Genomic DNA, 15,459 nt, shown 5'->3' with positions numbered 1-15,459 from the left:
GCGGCGGCTTCGGCCGCAGCGGATCCTGACGCGACCGCCGCATCCGACGCGGCAGCCGAGTCGGCAGCCGAGGCCACGTCCTCGACGGATGCCAGTGCCAGCGCCAGCGCGGGTGCGAACCCGAACACGGTCGACGCCACAGCGGATGCGACTGCGGACGTCAACGCGAACGCATCGGCCTCGGCTTCCGCCGCGGCGACCGCGGACGCGACGGCTGCGGCGCAGGCTGCGGCGAATGCCGACAGCACCAGTCAGGCCTCCGCTGCGGCGGATGTCAGCGCGAACGCAGCGGCTTCGGCAGCGGCGACCGCGACGGCGTCGGCAGACGCATCGGCGAACACCAACGCGGCGGCTGCGGCTGCGGCAACGGCGAGCGCGGATGCGAGCGCGGCCTCGGCCTCGAACGCACGCGGCTCGGCGGCGTCGAACGCCACAGCCACGGCCGCAGCGACGTCGGCGGCCCAGGCAACCGCTTCGGCGAACGCCTCGGGCAACGCGTCGGGCGGTGCCAAGCACCTGGTGAATACGGGTGGTGAGAGTCTGATCGGGCTCGGCGCGGCAGGCATCGTCCTGCTGCTCGCCGGGGCGGGTCTCACACTCGCGATGCGACGGCGCCACGCGCTGCGTCGCGACTAAGGGGTAAGGGGGAGGTTGTGCGGCCGGGAGCGATCCCGGCCGCACACCTGTTTTCGCGTGGAGCTTTGCCGGTAACCATTCGTGGCGCACCGCGCCGACGCGCTACCTCCCTGAGTGTTCGCCCAACTGCTACATTCACAACAACTCCCTCATGGAGACAGGAGCAGGTGTGACATCAACAGCGTCCCCATCGAAATCGAACGGGCATGACGATTCGTCGTCGGGTGCCCCGAACGCGGGGGCGGATCGCGCCGGCCCACAGGCGCCCGCGCCGCGGCAGGCAAGCCCCAAGCTGTGGGTGCGTCTCGTCGCGTTCGTCGCGGTGCTGTTCGCCGGGTGGCACATCCTCGCCTCGTTCCTCTGGATCGCGCCGTTCTCGGCGAACGCGCGCGAGATCGTTCCCGGGAACGCGCTGAGTTCGTACATGCTGCCGATGTTCGGCCAGTCATGGAGCGTCTTCGCCCCCGAACCGGTGAACGGGGACTTCCACTTCAACGTGCGCGCGGTGCTCGAGGACGACGCCGGGTCGCGCTCGGAAACCGGATGGGTGAGCGCGACCGATGTCGAGCTCTCGATGATCCGGTACAACCTGACGCCACCCCGGGCCGGCATTCAGTCGACCGAGGTCGCCTCGAACTTCAAGAAGGCGTACGACGCGTTGACCGACACGCAGCGCACCATCGCCGCGGGTGACTTCACCGCGGCGGAGTGGGAGGTCGGACTGCGCGCCGCGCTCGAGAACGACGCGAAGAATGCCACCGATACGACGCAGGCCGATAAGAACGCCCAGAACGTCGAAGAGTTCTTGCATCAGGAGCACCGCTCGACCGCGTACGCGACCCAGGTTGCGGAGGCCGTCTGGGGCGATGAGGTCGTCGAAGTGCAGTATCGCGTGAGCCGCCAGAACATCATTCCGTTCGCCGAGCGTCACAACCCGCAGGCGCAGCGCCCTGAGCCAACGGTGGTGCTGCCGGGGTGGCGCGCACTCGTCGTCGAGGAGGGCCAGAATTCCGGCAACTTCGCCGATGTCTTCCGCCGCCAGTTCGAGAGGATCTCAGAATGAGCGAGCAGCCTACGACCCCGGTCGGTCAGTTCGGGGCGTTCATCGGGAGCCTGATCGCTGCGGCGTGGTCAGCGGCGACCGGCACGATCGGGCGCGCCATCGATTTCGTCGAGCGCTGGCTCTTCACCGGGAAGAAGTCGCTCTACGGCTTGGCGGTCACCCGCATCGTGTTCGGCCTGACGGCGTTCGGACTGCTCGCGACCAACTTCGCGACGCGGCTTTACACGTTCGGTTCGGGGTCGGCATGGAATGGTGAACTCGCCGAACCGGTGAGCGACTTCCCGAAGATCTGGATCTTCAGCGCGTTCCACGCGGTTGCCGGCAACGATGTCGCGTTCACCCTGCTGTACCTGTTGCTCATGGCCCTGGCCGTGCTGTTTGTGCTCGGGTGGCGCTTCCGCATTGTGCTGCCCGTGTTCTTCGTGCTGTGGGTCGGGTTCATCGAGATGAATGACATGGTGGGCGACCAGGGCGACAACATGTTCCGCATCGCGCTCGTGCTCATGTTCTTCGCGGATCCGGCGGCTCGATGGTCGCTCGATGCGCGTCGCCGGGCGAAGGGGGAGTGGTTCCCCGTCGGCACCTCGGGCAACCATCTCGGTACGGTGCTGCACAACCTCGCGCTCGTCGCGCTCACCGCTCAGGTGGCGTTCGTCTACGCCTCTGGCGGCCTGTACAAGGCGCAGGGTTCGCCGTGGGCTGAGGGGTATGCGGTGTACAACCCGCTGCACACCATGCGGTTCGGTACGTGGCCGATTCTGAGCGACCTCATCACGGCGTGGGGGCCGGCGGTCGCGATCGGCACGTGGGGGTCGATTGTGCTCCAGATCACCTTCTTGCTGATGCTGCTCTCGCGGCCGACGCGGCTGTTCGCCCTCTTCGGCATCCTGAGCTTCCACGTCATGATCGGTGTGCTCATGGGCCTGCCGTGGTTCTCGCTCACGATGATCGCGATCGACTCGATCTTCATTCGCGACCGCAGCTGGGAGCGGCTCAGCACCTCGGTGTCGCGGCGGTGGAAGGCGCACATGGGTCGCCCTGCGAGCGGTGAGGAGCCGGTCGGCACCGGCACTGAAGTCGCTCCCGAGGTCGCAGCGGGCGCTGTTTCGGCGCGCTGACGCAAACGCCTCATGAGGGCGCAGGATCCACGGGCCAGTGGATCCTGCGCCCTTTTCAGTGCACTTTCAGCATGAGAGTGCAAAAATCCATTCTATGACCGATAGTGCAAAAAGCCCGCGCGAGCAGCGCCGCCTGCTGACCGCCCGCGCCCTTACCTCGCACGCGCGGCTCTGGACGGCCGACCGGGGCATCGGCGGATTCACCGTCGAGGAGCTGTGCGAAGCCGCAGGGGTCTCGCGGCGCACGTTCTTCAACTACTTCGCCTCGAAAGAAGACGCCGTGCTCGGCGTGCCCGTCGAGCGCGACGACGCGCGCCTGCGCAGGCAGTTCATCGCCGGGGCCGTTGACGCGCCGCGCGGGGCATCCGGGCTGACAACCTCGGTGGTCGACGACCTCATCGAGCTCTTCCGTGCGCGATGGGAACACCTCGACCTCACGATGGATGACGCTAAAGCCCTGTTCGCGGCGCTCGACCGCGAGCCGCGACTGCACCGCCGAGTGCTGGAGCACCTGCGCGAGAGCGAGCTCATCGATATCGGCCTGATCGAGCAGCGCGAAGGGCTCGACGCGGGTGACCCGCGAGCCTCGACGCTGGTGCATCTTCTGGGCGCCATGAACCGCATCGTCGCCGAAGAATACTTCACGGCGCATGAGCACCTCCCCGAGCACGGCAAGATCGGCATCGACACCTACACGCGGATGCTGCGCGAGCGCGTCGAGGTCGCCCGCTCGCTGCTGCGCTGACGCACCCGGCCCGATTGCGGGCCGCACCAGACGACCCCTCACCCGCTCTTCCCGGAAGTGGAACCATGACCGCACCCACCGCACCCACCGCACCTCCCGCCCCATTCCTGCTGACGCAGCGCCGAATCTGGATCATCTTCGGCGCCCTCATCGCCGGCATGCTGCTCTCCAGCCTCGACCAGACCATCGTCTCCACCGCGATGCCGACCATCGTCGGCGAGCTCGGCGGCGTCGAGCACCAGGTGTGGATCACCACGGCATATCTGCTCGCCACGACGATCGTGATGCCGATCTACGGCAAGTTCGGCGATGTGCTCGGGCGGCGATGGCTGTTCCTGCTCGCGATCGCGCTGTTCACGCTCGCATCGGTCGGCTGCGCGTTCGCGACCGACTTCTGGGGCTTCGTCGTGTTCCGCGCCATGCAGGGTCTCGGCGGCGGCGGACTGATGATCCTTTCGCAGGCCATCATCGCCGACATCGTGCCCGCCAATGAACGCGGCAAGTACATGGGCCCGCTGGGCGCCGTCTTCGGACTCTCGGCGGTTGCCGGGCCGCTGCTCGGCGGCTACTTCGTCGACCATCTGACCTGGCAGTGGGCGTTCTACATCAACATCCCGGTGGGCATCGCGGCGTTCATCATCGGTCTCGTGGCGCTCAAACTTCCGACGAAGAAGGCGACGATGCCCATCGACATCTTCGGCGTCATCTTCCTCTCGATCGCGACCACCTGCCTCATCTTCTTCACCGACTTCGGCGGCGACAAAGCCTATGGATGGAGCTCGCCGGCCACATGGGCGTGGGGCGCAGGTCTCGTCGTCTCGGCCGCGGCCTTCATCTTCACCGAAGCTCGTGCGAAGGATCCGATCATTCCGCTCGGACTCTTCCGCAACCCGATCTTCGTCAACGCGACCGCGATCGGGCTCGTGCTCGGCGTCGGCATGTTCGCCGCGATCGGGTTCGTGCCGACCTTCCTGCAGATGTCGTCGGGCACGTCGGCGGCCGCATCGGGGCTGCTGATGATTCCAATGATGGTCGGGCTCATGGGCACCTCGATCGCGTCGGGCATCGCCATCTCGAAGACGGGCTCGTACAAGATCTACCCGATCATCGGCACGATCGTTACCGGTATCGCGATGACCGCGATGACGACGCTCGCCGCCACGACACCGATCTGGCTCATCTGCGTCTACCTGTTCTTCTTCGGCGCCGGCCTCGGCCTCATCATGCAGGTGGTCGTGCTCGTCGTGCAGAACGCGGTGCCGGCCGCACAGATCGGCACCGCGACGAGCACCAACAACTACTTCCGCGAGGTGGGCGCCTCGCTCGGCACCGCCGTGTTCGGCACGATCTTCACAACGCGCCTCGCCGAGAACCTCACCGACGTGTTCACGAAGGCCGGCGCGAGTGCCGCCGACGCGGCGACCGCGACCTCCACGATCGACCCGGCGACACTGAATGCGCTGCCTGAAGACGTGCGCAGCGGAATCGTCACCGCCTACGCCGACGCGCTCGCACCGGTGTTCTGGTACTTGATTCCGTTCATCGCTGTGGCATTGATCCTGTCGCTCGTGCTCAAGCAGATCCCGCTCTCCGATCAGGCGGGTCTCGTCGCCCGCGGCGAGGCGATCTCGGGCGACGAGGCCGAGCGGCTCGAAGCCGAGCAGCGCGGCACGGCGCCGCGCGTCGGTGCAGGATCGCCCGGCGCCGGGCCGCAGCCGCCCGCTGAGGCTAGTGCTTCGACGCCCGCTCAGACGCCCTGAGATCGAGGGGAAACTCGACCGGGGTCTCGCCGAACAGGAGTCGGCCCGCCGCGTGGGCCGACTCCGTGATGGCTGCAGAGACCAGGTCTGCCTGGTCGGCGGGGGCGTGCACGATCACTTCGTCGTGGAGGAAGAATGCGAGGTGCGCTCGTCGTGAGAACACCGGCCCCGAGGCACGAGCCGCCTGGGCGAGGGGCACCGCCTCGAACGTGGCGAGTCGCGCGCGCAGTTCGGCGAGCCAGCACAGCGCCCACTCGGCGGCGGTTCCCTGCACCACGAAGTTGCGGGTGAATCTGCCGCGTTCTCGCGCGAGACGCCGCGCCAACGACTCGTCGCGCGGGGTCGCCCCGGGCAGACTCGCGGCCGACTGCACGGCGTTCCAGTCGTCGCCCGGGGCATGCGAGCTGCGGCCGAGCCAGGTCGAGACCGTGCCGCCGGCCTCGCCGCGGGCGGCGGCATCGTCGACGAGTCGCATCGCGGCGGGGTAGGCCCGGCGCAGCCTCGGCACGAGCCGCCCGCTCTCGCCAGTAGTGGCGCCGTACATGGCGCCAAGCACGGCATACTTGGCCTCTTCGCGTGTCGCGACGGCACCGCTCTCGACGATGCCGGCGTAGAGGTCTTTCCCGGCGCCCGCGGAGGCCATCGCGCGGTCGCCGGCCATTGCGGCGAGCACACGCGGTTCAAGCTGTGCGACGTCGGCGGAGACCAGCACCCAGCCCGGGTCCGCGCGTATCGCCGGGCGCAGCTGGCGGGGGATCTGCAGGGCGCCGCCGCCGCTCGACGCCCACCTGCCGGTGACCACACCGCCCGGAATGTAGATCGGTCGATAGCGCCCGTCGTTCACCCATTCGTCGAGCCAGACCCATCCGTTCGCCGTCAGCAGCCGGGCGAGTTTCTTGTAGGCGAGCAGGGGAGCGATCGCGGGGTGCTCGTGCTCGGCGAGCTCCCAGCGCGACGTCGAGTCGACTTCGATGCCGGCTGCGCGGAGCACTTTGAGGAGCCGGGGCGGTGAGTCGAGCGGAGCATCTGGAGCGCCGAGTGCCTGACGCACCTCCTCGCCGACCTGCAGCATGCGTGCGGGTTTGCTGCCCGGTAACGGTCGGGGGCCGAGCGCTGCGCTCAAGATGCGATCGTGTTCGGCGACGTCCCAGGGCAACCCCGCCGCAGTCAGTTCGGCGGCGACCAGTGCGCCGGCCGATTCGGCGGCGATGAGGCGCGCGAGACCGGCACCCGCGGTGCTCTCGGCGAGCGCGGCGCGCTGCCGGGCGAACTCGGTGAGGGCTGCCTCGATCGACTGCGGTACCCCACGCGGCGCCCTCGCGACCGGCACCGCGACGTCGAAGAGCGTCGGAGCCTCGGGGGTCTCCGCGAGGGGCGCGGGGAGGGCCTCGGGCGGCACGTTCCAGGCCTCTGCGCCCCGGAGTTCTCGAGCCGCCGCTCGGGAATTCGCAGTTGCCGCGCCGACCGATGCGGCGTGCCGCAGGATTTGGTGCACCAGTCTGAGATCGTGGCACCGCCCCACGCGCACGCCCGCGGCGAGCAGCGCCGTATACACGTGCGCCGTATCGAACCAGACCCAGCGGGGCGCGTGGTCGGCCTCGACTTCTGCGACCGTCGCCGCAAGCGCAGCCTCGTCGACTCGCGTCGTGGCGGCAGGGGCGCCGTCGGCGCTCACCGCGGTGATCTCCCAGCCGTCGCGCGCCCGACCGACGACGCACCATCGCGGCGGTGTCGCGGAGGCTGCCCGTCGAGGGCGTTGTTCGGGGGAATCGGGCACGCTCTCACCGTAGCGCCGCACGCCGACATCGCCCGCGCTCACCGATGTCGGAGGCCGCCAGTAGGCTCGCAGCATGGCAAAATCAAGCGGCACGTATGTCTGCACCGAGTGCGGGTGGCAGACGGCGAAATGGGTCGGTCGCTGCGGCGAATGCCAGCAGTGGGGCACGGTTGCAGAGCCGGCCCGCGCCGGTGCCTCCCTGGCGCGCACCACGAAGGCGGTCGCGCCCGCCGCCGGTCACGAGGCCCGACCCATCACCGAGCTCTCGGGCGACGCGGTGCGTCACCATCAGACGGGCATCGGGGAGCTCGACCGGGTGCTCGGCGGCGGGGTCGTGCCGGGGGCGGCGATCTTGTTCTCGGGTGAGCCGGGCGTGGGCAAATCGACGCTGCTGCTCGACGCAGCGGCGCGGGCCGCGTCGACGGGAGCGCGGGTGCTGTATGCGAGCGGAGAAGAGTCGACCGGCCAGATCCGCATGCGGGCCGAGCGCACCGGGGCCTTGCACGACACGCTCTACCTCGCCAGTGAGACCGATCTCGCGACGGTGCTCGGGCACATCGAGTCGGTCGATCCCGAGCTGGTCATCGTCGACTCGGTGCAGACGCTGGCGAGTGACCAGGTCGACGGCGGGGCCGGCGGGCCGGCCCAGGTGCGAGAGGTCGCTGCGGCACTGATTCGGGCGGCGAAGGGGCGCGGCACCCCGGTGATCCTGGTGGGTCACGTCACCAAAGACGGTTCGGTCGCCGGCCCGCGGCTCCTCGAACACCTGGTCGACGTGGTGTGCCATTTTGAGGGCGACCGTCAGACGTCGCTGCGTTTTCTGCGCACCTTGAAAAACCGATTCGGGCCGACCGACGAGGTCGGGTGCTTCGAGATGACAGATCGCGGCATCTCAGAGGTGCCCGACCCGAGCGGCCTGTTCCTGAGTCGAACGAGCGCGCCCGTCAGCGGCACCTGCGCCACAGTGGCGATGGAGGGGCGCCGTGCGCTGCCCGTCGAGGTGCAGGCGCTCGTGGCCAAGAGCGCGACCCCCAACCCGCGACGCGTGACGAGCGGCGTCGACCCGTCGCGCGTCGCCATGATTCTGGCCGTGCTCGAGCGTCGATTCGGCGCCCGAGTGCACGACCAAGACGTGTATGTATCGACGGTCGGCGGGGTGAAACTGTCGGAGCCCGCGGCCGACCTGGCGATCGCCCTGGCCGTGCTGTCGGCCATCGCCGATCAACCGCTGCCGCACGACCTGGCAGCCTTTGGCGAAATCAGTCTGGCCGGTGAGATTCGGCCAGTTGTTGCGGGGCCGCAGCGGGCCACTGAGGCCGCGCGCCTAGGCTACGTACGGATTGTCGATGCGGGCGCTCAGACTCTGGACCGTGCCAAGCGAGACGCAGGGTTCTAGTGCTCTGCGAGCGGGGCTAGACTTGCAGACCGTGAGCAACAACACGGTAGACGTCGTCCTCATCGGTGGCGGCGTAATGAGCGCCACGCTGGGTACCCTCATCAAGCAGGTCCAGCCCGATTGGTCCATCGAGATCTTCGAATCCCGCACCGAGGTCGCGACGGAGAGCAGCAACGCCTGGAACAATGCGGGCACCGGGCACGCCGCACTCTGCGAGCTGAACTACATGCCCGAGGGTGCCGACGGCAGCCTGTCGTCGGCCAAGGCCATCGATATCAACGAGCAGTTCCAGCTCTCGCGACAGTGGTGGTCGGCGCTTGTCGAACAGGGCGTGCTGGGCGAACCCTCCACGTTCATCAACGCCACCCCGCACATGACGTTCGTGCGCGGCGCCGAGAACGTCGAGTACTTGCGTCGTCGCTGGGAGCTGCTGCGCACTGAGCCGTTGTTCTCGGACATGCAGTTCAGTGAAGATCCCGAGCAGATCGCCGAATGGGCGCCCCTGCTCGTCGATCGTCGCGCGAAAGACGAGGTCTTCGCCGCCACCCGCTCGGAGAGCGGCACCGATGTCGATTTCGGTTCGGTTACCCGTCAGCTCGTCGACCACCTCGTCGGTGAGGGCGCCAAGCTGCACCTCGGCGCGCAGGTGCGCAAGCTGCGTCGTCGTGCCGACGGCACCTGGGACGTCTTTGTGCGCAACCGCTCGGGGTACTCCACCACCGTCGTCAATGCGAAGTTCGTCTTCGTCGGCGCAGGCGGTGGCGCGCTCTCACTGCTGCAGTCGTCGGGCATCCCCGAGATCAAGGGCTTCGGCGGCTTCCCGATCAGCGGCAAGTTCTTGAAGACCAGCAACCCCGAGATCGTCCGCGCGCACAAGGCGAAGGTCTACGGCAAGGCCGCGGTCGGTGCACCGCCCATGTCGGTGCCGCACCTCGATACCCGCGTGGTCGATGGCCAAGAAAGCCTGCTCTTCGGGCCGTATGCGGGCTTCAGCCCGAACTTCCTCAAGAAGGGCTCCTGGTGGGACCTGCCCGGCTCTATCCGTGCGCACAACCTCGGCCCCATGATCAAGGTCGGCCTCACCGAATTCTCCCTCGAAAAGTACCTGCTCGGCGAACTCCTCGCGAGCCGTGAGCAGCAGATGCAGACTCTGCGCGAGTACATGCCCACCGCGCGCACTGAAGACTGGGAGATGATTGAGGCGGGTCAGCGCGTTCAGGTCATGAAGAATGACCCGAAGAAGGGTGGCATCCTGCAGTTCGGTACCGAGGTCATCACCGGCGGCGAGGGCACGATCTCGGGTCTGCTCGGAGCCTCGCCCGGCGCCTCCACCGCCGTGTTCGCGATGCTCGGTGTGCTGCGCAAGTGCTTCCCCGAGCAGTTCGCGAACTCCTGGGAGGCGCAGTTCACGAAGCACGTGCCCGCCCTCGCGACCGGCGGTATCAACGGCGACGCCGAGCTCGCCGCAGCATCGCTTGCGCACACTGCAGAGGTGCTTGGTCTGCGCCCCGCCGCCGAGGCGGCTGAAGCTCCCGCGGCTTCCATCGAGGCGTAGCCCGTCCGGCGCCCGCGCGGCGCTCACACGAGAACGGGGCCGGATCCCGCTTCCCACTGGGGAGTGCGCGATCCGGCCCCGTTCTCGTGTCGTCCCAGCGATTACTTCGCCAGCAGCTCCTCAAGGTACGCCGCAGTGTCCTCCCACCCGCGCACCGCGTGGCAGCGCACCCCGAGTGCGAGCACCGGGTAGTCATTGCCGTCGGGGTCGAGGCGGTCGCCGACGAACAGCATCTCGTCGAGCGCGATACCCGTGTGCTCCACGAGCTTGCGCATGCCGTACGCCTTATCGATGCCGCGCCGCGTGATGTCGACCGATGTCGATCCGCCGCTGCGCACCTCGAGTTCAGGCAGTCGCGCAGCGACCGCGGCGCGCAGCGTATTCTTCTTCGACCCGTCGGGGTCCCACGCGTGCTTCGCGTCGACCGGCGCGCGCTGGCCCAGTGCGGAGAAGGTCACCTGCGATCCGCGGTCCTCCAGGATGTCGCCCCAGGGCTCCGCCTCCCAGAGCCCCAATCGCTCGGCCTCCTCGCGCAGGGCGAGCAGTGCGCCGTCGCGCTCCGCCGGAGTGAGCTGCTCGCGATACACCGTCACCCAGGCGCCGCCTTCACGCCGTTCGTACCGGGTGCCGCAGGTCGGCAGCAGGTGCAGACGTTCCAGTGTCGCCTCGTCGATGTCGCCGGCCGCGTCGAGTTGCGATACGAGTTGGGCCTCGAACTGCTCGAAGTTGCCCCCCGAGATCACCGCGACCGTGGTGCGTTCGAGTAGCCGGGTGAAGACCGCGAGCATGCGAGGGTCAAGCGCCGATTTGGAGGGCGCGAGGGTGTCGTCGAGGTCGAAAGCGATGAGACGGGGGAGGGGATTCACACGGGAGATTCTTCCATATGCCGTCGCGCAGCGCCGCAGCGTCTGCGCGACACCAGCGGCGCTACTCGTCGTCGAACGACGGCAACGTGGTGGCATTGGCGTAGAAACGCACGTCGACTCGCTCCAAGCCGCTGCCCTCGAACACGATGCGATAGCTCCCGGGCGAGGGTACCTGGGCGTCGTTGAGCGGGAACACCATCGGGATGTACCCGAAGCTGTCATTGCCGCCACCCAGGCTGAAGGTGCCCTCGAGGTTGAAGATCTCGCCGCCGCCGACGGTGGGCTCGCACCGGGCGCGGAAGGTGCGTTCGGGGTCGCCGCGCCGCGCCTCGTTCTCGTCGTACTCCACGACGACGACGAGGGTGGCTCCGAGGTTCGCCGGATACTCGTCGCGATTGATTGTGTTGATGAACCCGGAGAGCACCCCGAGCGTGCCCTCGCGCACGTTGGCCGCGTCGGCGAGGAAGGCTGCTGCGACTCGCATGAGAACTCCTTGAGGTCGGTACTGCGATGGGGTGATCGAGAACTCTGGGTGGCGGTGGCCTCAGCGCGGCAGCACCGCGGTGACCACGATCGCGGCGACGGTGCCGAGAATGGCCAGCACCCCGACGGGGATGCCGATCGCGAGCCAGACCCACATCGGCAGGCGGCGTTTGAGACGGCGGCCATCGGCCCCGACGGTATCGGCGTCGAACGCGAGGCCCGGAAGCTGCTCATCGACGTAGCGCGCGGTTTGGCGGCTCACCTGGGCTGCGAGTACCGCGCGGATGCGGGCGAGCCGTTGCCACACCCGCGCGTCATTGAGGTCGAACCCCTGGGGTGCGTAGACGAACAGGCGGTTGTCGCGAATCTCGACGTCGAGGTCGCCGGTCTCGTCGATGAGCAGTGCCATGACATCGGGCGTGAAGACGAAGAGTGCGTCTCGCTCATAGCCGGCCGGAGCATACAGTCGGAAGTACCGGTCGAAGTCGCCCTCGAGCGACAGCGCCTGATGTTCGCTCGGTCGGTGCATCAAGCTTGAGAACGGGCCCCGATCATTGCTCCGGGCATCGAGCACCATCTGCGGCAGGCGACGTGGCAGCGTCATCGCGAAGTAGCCGATATTGCGGCTGCGCTCGGGCGTCGACACCGACACGGTCTTCGTGACGGTGAACCCACCGCGCTGCTCGACCGAGGTGGCGGATCGACTCCCGCCGGTGATGCGCCCGAGCTCCCAGTCGGTACCGCTGATGCGATCCCGAACCACGCCGCTCGTCGCCTGTTCCCAGAGGCCGTCGCCGAGAGCAGGCGGTGCGGCGGTGGCAGCGTAGGCGAATCCGTTGGCGCGCGCGAACGCCTCAAGCCCGCCCGGCTGCGCCAGGAGGTCGAACGACTGCAGAGGTGCGTCCATGCGCGTGCGCGGTGCTGCTATTCGACGCTGAGCGACGAGTGACCGCTGAAATCGATCGGTGATTGACCGGTGATCGCGGTGACGGCGACCAGGGCGAGCATCGCGACGGCGGTGCCGACGAAGACGATGCAGAAGAGGATGGCGATCGTGTCGAAGATCTTCGTAGACATGTGGCTCCCTGGAGTGGCAGTCGAACGGACGGTGCTGCAAGCCTGACAGCAGTGCGGCGATCGGTGCAACCGCGCGTCTGATCGCACGCGACTCAGGCGGTCGAACCGCCGCCTCTGCCGCGTCTAGACTGGTGCGGGTGACCCGACATTTTCTCCGCGACGATGATCTCAGCCCGGCCGAGCAGCTCGAGGTGCTCAACCTCGCCGCTCGACTGAAGCGAGAGCCGTTCTCGGAGCGACCGCTCGAGGGGCCGCAGTCGGTGGCCGTGTTCTTCGACAAGACGTCGACGCGCACGCGCTTCAGCTTTGCCGCGGGTATCTCTGAGCTCGGCGGTGCGCCGATCATTGTGAACCCCGGTGAGGCGCAGCTCGGGGTCAAAGAGACGGTGGCCGACACCTCGAAGGTGCTGTCGCGCATGGTGTCGATGATCGTGTGGCGCACTTTCGCCCACGCCGGGCTCGAAGAGATGGCCGCGCACGCGACCGTGCCCGTCATCAACTCGCTCTCCGACGATTTCCACCCGTGCCAGATTCTCGCCGATCTGCAGACGATACGGGAGCAGCGCGGAGAGCTCGCCGGTCTCACCGCCACATATGTCGGAGATGCCGCGAACAACATGGGGCACTCGTACCTGCTCGGCTTCGCGACCGCGGGTATGCATATTCGCATTGCCGGGCCCGAGGGCTATCACCCTCGCGCAGACATCGTCGCCGATGCCGAGCGCATTGCGGCCCAGACGGGCGGCAGCGTCACAATTCTCACCGATCCCGCCGAAGCGGTGGCCGGAGCCGACGCCGTCATCACCGACACCTGGGTGTCGATGGGGCACGAAGACGAGAAGGCGGAGCGCGTCGCGACGTTCGGTGCGTACCGCGTCACCCCTGAACTGATGGCACTCGCGAACGACAATGCCGTCTTCCTGCACTGCCTGCCCGCCTACCGCGAGTACGAGGTCGCCCCCGAGGTGATCGATGGCCCGCAGAGCGTGGTCTGGGACGAAGCCGAAAACCGCGTGCACGCGCAGAAGGCCTTGATGGCCTGGTTGCTGAAGGAGAGCAAATGACCGAGACCACCAACCGTGCCGGCGAAAGCGGAGCCCTCTGGGGCGGTCGGTTCGCGAGTGGCCCGGCCCCGGCGCTGGCTGCACTCTCGAAGTCGACGCAGTTCGACTGGATTCTTGCGCCCTACGACATCCGCGGGTCGCAGGCGCACGCCACGGCGCTCGCCGCAGCGGGGTATCTGACCGCCGACGAGCTCCGCGAGATGCATGCCGCGCTCGACGAACTCGCGGCGCGCGTCGCCGATGGCCGGGCCCAACCCGCCGACGATGATGAAGATGTGCACTCGGCGCTCGAGCGCCTACTCATCGAGATCACCGGCGTGCAGCTCGGTGGCAAGCTCCGTGCGGGCCGCAGCCGCAACGACCAGATCGCGACGCTCGTGCGCCTGTATCTGCTCGACCACGCCGCGGTGATTCGCGGCATGCTGCTTGACCTGCTCGATGCCATCGCGGACCAGGCCGCGGCGCACCCCGAGGCGATCCTGCCCGGCCGCACGCACTTGCAGCACGCGCAGCCCGTGCTGCTCGCGCACCAGATCGCTGCGCACGCGTGGCCGATCGTGCGCGATCTTGAGCGTCTGCGCGACTGGGCCGCGCGCGCCAGCTTCTCGCCCTACGGCGGCGGAGCGCTCGCAGGGTCTTCGTTGGGCCTCGACCCGCGACTCGTGGCGCAGGAGCTCGGCCTCGGCGAGCCCCTCGAGAACTCCATCGACGGCACCGCCGCCCGCGACGTGGTGGCCGAGTTCGCGTTCATCGCGGCGCAGATCGGCATCGACCTGTCGCGTCTGTCTGAAGAGATCATCCTCTGGAACACGAAGGAGTTCGGCTTCATCCGTCTGCATGACGGGTACTCGACCGGGTCGAGCATCATGCCGCAGAAGAAGAACCCCGACATCGCCGAGCTCGCTCGCGGCAAGTCGGGCCGACTCATCGGCAACCTGACCGGGTTGCTCGCCACACTCAAGGGCCTGCCGCTCGCGTACAACCGCGATCTGCAAGAAGACAAAGAACCGGTCTTCGACTCCATCGCCCAGCTCGAGGTGCTGCTGCCGGCGTTCACCGGCATGGTGGCGACGGCCACGTTCAACACCGAGCGCATGGCCGAGCTCGCCCCGCAGGGGTTCTCGCTCGCGACCGACGTCGCCGAGTGGCTCGTGAAGCAGGGCGTCATCTTCCGCGACGCCCACGAGATTTCGGGCGAACTCGTGCGGTACTGCGAGGAGCGCGGCATCGAACTGCACGAGCCGAGCGACGCCGAGCTGGCTTCGGTCTCCGAGCATCTGACGCCTGCGGTGCGCGAGGTGCTCACGATCGAGGGCTCCGTGAACTCGCGCGTCGGGGCAGGCGGCACCGCACGCGTGCGCGTCGACGAGCAACTGGCGCGACTCGCCGAGCGCATCGCGGAGTTCCGGGGCTGAGTCTCCGATGCGTACGAGAGCCCCGCGCAACCCCCGGGTCGTGCTGGGCCTCGCAACCGCGTTCTTCGGGTTCGTCGCGGTCGTCACGGCTGCGCTCGCGGTCTCGAACGACGATCCGACCGGCTGGGGGTTCGCCGCCATGAGCGCGGGGTTCGCGATCATGGGCCTGGCAACCTTCGCCTTCGGCCCGGCCGATGCGCGCGGCAAACGTGCTCCGGGGCCGGTCGGCTGGGTGGTGCTCCTCGTTGGCGCCGCGGTCATGTCGGTCGGCCCGTTTGTGCTGCACGCGACGGGAACCGGCTGGGGTGAGGTGCTCGGCAGTGGTCGTCGCTCGGGATCGCTGGGGTTGCTCGGTCTGCTCATCTGGGGCGGTGCGGTCTCAATCGCCGTCGCCGCGCTCCGCAGCGCGGTGCGCGCGCTGCGGAGCCGGCGCAGCGACTCGGAAGGTGAGCAGGAGCCCCCGACCCTGCCGTGAGGCCCCGCGCGCCAGCGCGGAAGCGGTAC

General features: G+C 68.2%; 17 protein-coding genes. 10 read left to right on the top strand and 7 right to left on the bottom strand.

All coding sequences use genetic code 11. The features are described 5' to 3' along the window. Positions 1-248, bottom strand: a 248-nt coding sequence (locus AMS67_RS17880) for a hypothetical protein (protein ID WP_206541765.1), incomplete at its 3' end; no start/stop codon positions are given. Between the two features lie 3 nt (positions 249-251). After that, on the bottom strand, positions 252-512 hold the full coding sequence (locus tag AMS67_RS17875) for a hypothetical protein (protein WP_053387622.1): 261 nt from the start codon (positions 510-512) through the stop codon (positions 252-254). A gap of 7 nt (positions 513-519) precedes the next feature. Between AMS67_RS17875 and AMS67_RS17870 the strand changes: the two genes are divergently transcribed. From AMS67_RS17870 to AMS67_RS12060, 5 genes are all read left to right on the top strand, one after another. Beyond that, entirely contained in the window at positions 520-636 is a 117-nt protein-coding gene (locus tag AMS67_RS17870) for an LAVTG motif-containing sortase-dependent surface protein (RefSeq protein WP_206541764.1), read from the top strand. A 169-nt stretch (positions 637-805) separates the two neighbouring features. Next, entirely contained in the window at positions 806-1,699 is an 894-nt protein-coding gene (locus AMS67_RS12075) for a DUF5819 family protein (RefSeq protein WP_241488068.1), read from the top strand. Then, on the top strand, positions 1,696-2,817 hold the full coding sequence (locus AMS67_RS12070) for an HTTM domain-containing protein (protein WP_075201371.1): 1,122 nt from the start codon (positions 1,696-1,698) through the stop codon (positions 2,815-2,817). Before AMS67_RS12075 ends, AMS67_RS12070 begins: the two co-directional genes overlap by 4 nt. Before the next feature lie 94 nt (positions 2,818-2,911). Beyond that, positions 2,912-3,562, top strand: a complete 651-nt coding sequence (locus AMS67_RS12065) for a TetR/AcrR family transcriptional regulator (RefSeq protein WP_053387621.1) — start codon at positions 2,912-2,914, stop codon at positions 3,560-3,562. 65 nt (positions 3,563-3,627) lie between these two features. Further along, the gene (locus AMS67_RS12060) at positions 3,628-5,322 is read left to right on the top strand and encodes an MDR family MFS transporter (RefSeq protein WP_053387620.1); all 1,695 of its coding nucleotides are present in this window, start codon (positions 3,628-3,630) and stop codon (positions 5,320-5,322) included. Here AMS67_RS12060 and AMS67_RS12055 read toward each other — a convergent pair. Further along, positions 5,291-7,099, bottom strand: a complete 1,809-nt coding sequence (locus AMS67_RS12055) for a bifunctional 3'-5' exonuclease/DNA polymerase (protein ID WP_053387625.1) — start codon at positions 7,097-7,099, stop codon at positions 5,291-5,293. The genes AMS67_RS12060 and AMS67_RS12055 overlap by 32 nt on opposite strands. Before the next feature lie 73 nt (positions 7,100-7,172). On the opposite strand from AMS67_RS12055, the gene radA reads away from it, so the two are divergent. Together radA and mqo are read left to right on the top strand one after the other, a co-directional pair. Beyond that, positions 7,173-8,495: a DNA repair protein RadA gene (radA, locus tag AMS67_RS12050; RefSeq protein ID WP_053387619.1), complete on the top strand. Its 1,323-nt coding sequence runs from the start codon at positions 7,173-7,175 to the stop codon at positions 8,493-8,495. A 31-nt stretch (positions 8,496-8,526) separates the two neighbouring features. Then, positions 8,527-10,050 (top strand): malate dehydrogenase (quinone), encoded by a 1,524-nt coding sequence (gene mqo, locus AMS67_RS12045; RefSeq protein ID WP_053387624.1) that lies wholly within the window; start codon positions 8,527-8,529, stop codon positions 10,048-10,050. A gap of 101 nt (positions 10,051-10,151) precedes the next feature. Here the strand turns inward: mqo and AMS67_RS12040 are convergent, their stop codons facing one another. The 4 genes from AMS67_RS12040 to AMS67_RS17395 all read right to left on the bottom strand — a co-directional run bounded on the left by AMS67_RS12040 (position 10,152) and on the right by AMS67_RS17395 (position 12,476). Further along, on the bottom strand, positions 10,152-10,916 hold the full coding sequence (locus AMS67_RS12040; protein ID WP_053387618.1) for an HAD-IIB family hydrolase: 765 nt from the start codon (positions 10,914-10,916) through the stop codon (positions 10,152-10,154). A gap of 61 nt (positions 10,917-10,977) precedes the next feature. Further along, positions 10,978-11,400, bottom strand: a complete 423-nt coding sequence (locus AMS67_RS12035) for a DUF6941 family protein (protein WP_053387617.1) — start codon at positions 11,398-11,400, stop codon at positions 10,978-10,980. 60 nt (positions 11,401-11,460) lie between these two features. After that, positions 11,461-12,306, bottom strand: a complete 846-nt coding sequence (locus AMS67_RS12030) for a hypothetical protein (protein ID WP_053387616.1) — start codon at positions 12,304-12,306, stop codon at positions 11,461-11,463. A 17-nt stretch (positions 12,307-12,323) separates the two neighbouring features. Further along, the gene (locus tag AMS67_RS17395) at positions 12,324-12,476 is read right to left on the bottom strand and encodes a hypothetical protein (protein ID WP_156316646.1); all 153 of its coding nucleotides are present in this window, start codon (positions 12,474-12,476) and stop codon (positions 12,324-12,326) included. A gap of 137 nt (positions 12,477-12,613) precedes the next feature. Between AMS67_RS17395 and argF the strand changes: the two genes are divergently transcribed. The 3 genes from argF to AMS67_RS12015 are packed head-to-tail and all read left to right on the top strand — an operon-like array spanning position 12,614 to position 15,430. Continuing rightward, positions 12,614-13,540 carry an ornithine carbamoyltransferase gene (argF, locus tag AMS67_RS12025; protein WP_053387615.1) on the top strand — a complete coding sequence of 309 codons (927 nt, stop codon included), beginning with the start codon at positions 12,614-12,616 and terminating at the stop codon, positions 13,538-13,540. Further along, positions 13,537-14,955: an argininosuccinate lyase gene (gene argH / locus AMS67_RS12020; protein ID WP_053387614.1), complete on the top strand. Its 1,419-nt coding sequence runs from the start codon at positions 13,537-13,539 to the stop codon at positions 14,953-14,955. The genes argF and argH overlap by 4 nt, the downstream gene beginning before the upstream one ends. Positions 14,956-14,962: 7 nt before the next feature. After that, on the top strand, positions 14,963-15,430 hold the full coding sequence (locus tag AMS67_RS12015) for a hypothetical protein (protein WP_156316645.1): 468 nt from the start codon (positions 14,963-14,965) through the stop codon (positions 15,428-15,430). Positions 15,431-15,459 lie beyond the last annotated feature (29 nt).

This window comes from Leucobacter japonicus (assembly GCF_001273855.1).
GTDB classification, from domain to species: Bacteria; Actinomycetota; Actinomycetes; order Actinomycetales; family Microbacteriaceae; genus Leucobacter; species Leucobacter japonicus.
This window is presented reverse-complemented; position numbering and strand designations above follow the sequence as displayed.